At 52.2% G+C, this 4,561-nt stretch carries 2 protein-coding genes; both read right to left on the bottom strand.

Annotation, left to right across the window (positions count from 1 at the left end):
• On the bottom strand, window positions 1–1,791 hold a 1,791-nt coding region (locus WH37_RS32895), incomplete at its 3' end, for a condensation domain-containing protein (RefSeq protein WP_197091412.1).
• Window positions 1,792–1,860: 69 nt separating this feature from the next.
• Window positions 1,861–4,561, bottom strand: a 2,701-nt coding sequence (locus tag WH37_RS32890) for a condensation domain-containing protein (RefSeq protein ID WP_046234898.1), incomplete at its 5' end; no start/stop codon positions are given.

Here is a 4,561-nt window from a genome sequence, read left to right as displayed (position 1 = left end):
CGTATCCAGCGAGCCGTCATCCGCCACAGCCTCCTCTATCGTAATCAGCGAGATATCCTGCTTCACGCGATCCGCCAGATGCCGTCGGCTCACCACCCAGGCGGCTCCGCTGTCCGTCAGCATGTACCGGATTCGCTCCTCCGGATACTCGGGATCGATCGGCAAGTACGCCCCGCCTGCCTTCAGCACCGCCAGCAGCGAGACGATCATCTCCGGCGACCTGTCGCTCAGCACCCCGACGATTGTGTTTGCCCTGACCCCGCGCTCACGCAAGCGATGAGCCGCCCGGTTGGCCAGCGCATTAAGCTCCCCGTAGCTTAGCTCCCTTCCCTTGAAGACAAGAGCCGCCTTCCCCGCATTCCGCCGCACCTGCTCCTCGAACAGTTCCGCCAGCGTCCGCTCTTTCCCATACGCAGTCCGCGTTTGCGTCAGCTGCTCCAGTTGTTCGCTGATTTCCGAGGCTCCGGTAACATTTAGCTCCCACAGTGCAATAGAAGGGTTATCCGCAACCTGAAGCAGCAGGTTACGGAAATGCGATAGTATGCGGTGCATAAAAGGAGCATCATATACCGCTTTGTTAAACATAAATTTAAATATAAGCTCCTGATTCGGCACGATCATCAGATTAAAGTCATAGTTGGATTGTTCGAACGTCTCGACATCCTGGACGACAAAGGGGAGATCCTTTCCTATCGATGTTGTTCCGTCAAAGGAAGCTGCCCCAAAGTTCTGGTAAGTGACAATCGTTTTAAGCAAATTGCCCTGCAGCGGACTTCCCGCCTGAATTTCGGCCAATGAAAGGTAAGCGTGGCGTTCCGACAAAAGCGAATCTTCCTGCAACTGGCGCGCAATGGAAGCTAGGCTGCTGCTGGAGTTGGCCTTCACCCGAACGGGGACGGTATTAATAAAGAGCCCCACCATTTTCTCAATTCCGGCAATCTTGGACGGACGTCCGGATACAACCGCCCCGAAGACAACATCGTCCGTAAGGTTATAACGCTGTAATAATACGCCCCATAGCGCTTGAAATAGACAGTTGGAAGTCACTTGAAACGTTTTTGCCAATTCAAAAAAAGCTTCCGTACTGCTTTTATCAAGGGATAGCAGCAATTCGGCATTCTCATAAGCAGCTCCTGCCGCAGAAGGGCGTCTCGAAGGGAGCGTTGCTGTCTGTTCATATCCGCTCAAATAGGCATTCCAATACAGTTGCGCCTCATCCTTGTCCCAATGCTTGAGCCATTGAATGTATTGGCTGTAAGGCATAGCCTTCTCCAACTGAACAGGGAGTCCTTGCTCGAAACACCTGTATACATCAAACAACTCACCCAAAACAATCGAGGTACACCAGCCATCCATCAGTATATGGTGGTAACTCCATACAATCTCGTATTGGTCCTCTCTGGTCCTAAAAACAGCGAACCGCATCAGAACATCCTTGGATAAGCTGAAGCCTCTCTTCCGTTCCTCCCATGCATATCTCCGAATATGCTGCTGTGCCAGTTCTACGGACAAATGACGAATATCTTCGTGATGAACGTTGATTGCAAGCTGCTTCAGTACGACCTGGCGCGGTTTTTGCACTTTCTGATGAATAAATATTGTGCGGAATATATCATATCGATCTACGATATACTGGACGCTTTTCTCAAACTGCTCCACATGAAAGTCGCCAGTCAGCCGGATCGTAATTTGCTCAAAATAAGTCCCATTGTTGTCAAGCAAACTATGGAACAACATCCCTTCCTGCATGGAGGAGAGAGGATAAATTTTGTCTATCTCTTTCTTGTTCACGAAGTTCCTCCCACATTCGGCTGGCAGCATGGAAAGAAACCGTGGTCTCTTTCCATGTCTGTTGCTGTATTAAATCAAGTCAATTAATTCTCCAATGGCATCGAGCTCTTCCAGTGTCAACTCTGCATCTCCGTAATCGCTAGGTGTCAGATCTGTCGAAGAACGGGTCATGCAATGCTTTACGCAGTCCAGCAAATGCTTTTTATAGGATTCTATTAAGCTTGCCATCGTTGACTTGCGGAACTGATGCGGTGAATACGTCAGATGAATTCGCAATTGCTTGTCCTGCACAACCCCCGTGAAATCGAGCAATTGCGATCGCTCCGTCGCCATTGCAGCTCCGGCTGGCATCACCGAGAAATCAAATTCGCCAAGTGAGACCGATTCAAACTGCCCTAAATAGTTAAAGCTTATTTGTGGACGCATGCCTCCAGCAATGCTCGCGCTTCTCTCCTTAGCCGTAAGATGAGATAGAAGGCCATAGCCAATGCCTTTATTCGGAACGTTCCGCAGCATCTCTTTCATTGACTTGATCTGGTAGCCCAAGTCCCCGGAGACCGATAAGTCAAGATGAACCGGATACATTGAGGTGAACCATCCGACAGTCCGGTTCATATCCATCGGGCCGAACAGCTCTTCGCGGCCGTGTCCTTCCATTTGAACAAGCATATGCGATTGTCCGGTCCACTCCTGAATTGCGAGCCCTAACGCCGACAGCATCAAATCATTTATTTCAGTGTGGTACGCGTGATGCGTGCCATTGAGTAAGTCAAACGTCTCCTTCTCCGTCAAAAGCGCTGTTACGCTTTCAGCCTCGAGCCACTCATTGCGATCCGTATCAAAGTCCAGAGGAAGCGCATGCGACGGCCGATTGTTTAACGCCTCCCAATAAGGAAGCTCCTTTAACAATTTCGGGCTGTTGGCGTAAGCGTGCAAATAGTTAGACCATGCCTGATAGGAATTCGTTTTGTCCGGCAATGGCACTGTCAGCTCTCCGTGCGCCAGCAGGTCTCGGTATATATGCGCCAAATCCTCCAGCAAGATTCTCCACGATACGCCATCCACGACAAGGTGGTGGATAACAAGCAGAAGATGATCCCCTTCTGCCGTCTGGAACAATCCCGCCTTGACCAGCGGCCCATTCTCCACATCAATGCCCCGGTGCAATTCCGCAGCTAGCTTCGCAATGGCATCGCTTGGACTGCTCCGGTCAATCATGTCGTACACATCCAGCGAATATAGCTTGCCTTCAATCGCTCGATTAACCTGCGCAACACCTGCTTGCTGCTGTTCGAAGCTCATACGCAGTGCATCGTGATGCTCAACAAGCGTGTCTAATGTCCGTCGCAGCAGCTCTGGAAGGAACCTTTTCTTACGATACAGCATCATGGCCTGGTTCCAGTGATTCCAGTTGCGGAAGCCCTGTTCAAAGAACCATGCTTGAATCGGTGTCAGCGGTACCAGACCTGAGACGATTCCCTGATCAACATTGTTGACGGTTAGTTTAATGAACCCGCTAAGCTGTTCAATCGTGAGCTGCTGGAACAGATCTTTAATTTCCATCTTTAAGCCAGAGCTGTTTAATCGGGCCGCAATTTGAATCGCTTTGATCGAATCGCCGCCGAGCTCGAAGAAATTATCGCGGATGCCTATGGACTCGCGCCCGAGAACGTCCTGCCAAGACTGAACCAATAACGCTTCTATCTCATTGCGAGGAGGCAAATAAGGTTCGAGGTCCGTCAAGACTTCGTTCGGCTCAGGAAGAGCGAGCTCGTTGATTTTGCCGTTGGCGGTAACCGGCATTTTCTCGATAGCGACCATATGCCGCGGAATCATATAGTCCGGCAGCGTCTGTGCCAGCCAGTTGCGCAGCTCGGCTGCGCTCCATTCCTGCCGCGCTGCAATATAGGCTACCAGCTGCTTTTCTCCTCCAGCCTGCTCCTTCGCTACCACCGCCGCCTCGTCTACCGCTTCATGCTCCAGCAGCCGCTGCGCGATCTCGCCTGGTTCAATCCGGTAGCCCCGTATTTTGATCTGGCTGTCGATCCTTCCCATATACGCTATATTTCCGTCCTCCAGCCACTTGGCCAGATCGCCCGTCCGATACATCCTTCCCCCCGCCTCGAACGGATTGTCGATGAACTTCTCGCCCATCAGCTCCTCACAGTTCAAATAGCCTTGCGCCAGCCCGTCGCCAGCCAGGCACAGCTCTCCGGGTACTCCGATCGGTTGAAGCCCTCCTGTACGGCCGACGATATACGCCCTCACATTGTCGATCGGCCTGCCAATCGGCAAGTTCCACTCCAGCTTCTCCACTGGACTGCTGGTCGCGACTACCGTATTTTCCGTCGGGCCATAGTTGTTCACCAGCCGGTAATTCCGTTTCCGGTACGTCTTCAGCTTGTCTCCTCCCGTCAGCAGCACCCGTAGCGAGCGATTATCCAGCTCCATGAACTGCTCGCAAAATTGCGTCGGAAGGAAGCTGATCGTAATGCCATTACGCTCGTAGTACGCATTCAGCTCCCGGACGTCCAGCCGGATCTCTTCATGAATGACATAGAGCGATGCGCCCGCGATCAGGTAAGGGAATACCTCCCACACCGATGCGTCGAAGCCGAACCCCGCAAACTTGGTGCTGCGATCCGCTTCCGTCACCTCAAATGCCCGGTTGTGCCAGCATGCCAGGTTGGTCAGCGAACGATGCGCCACCGCTACGCCTTTCGGCTGTCCCGTCGACCCGGATGTGTAGATGACGTATGCCCGCCGTTCC

It is taken from the genome of Paenibacillus algorifonticola (assembly GCF_000971975.1).
Classification (GTDB): Bacteria; Bacillota; Bacilli; order Paenibacillales; family Paenibacillaceae; genus Pristimantibacillus; species Pristimantibacillus algorifonticola.
Note: the sequence above shows the minus strand (reverse complement) of the source record. Positions and strands in the feature narration are given on the sequence as shown.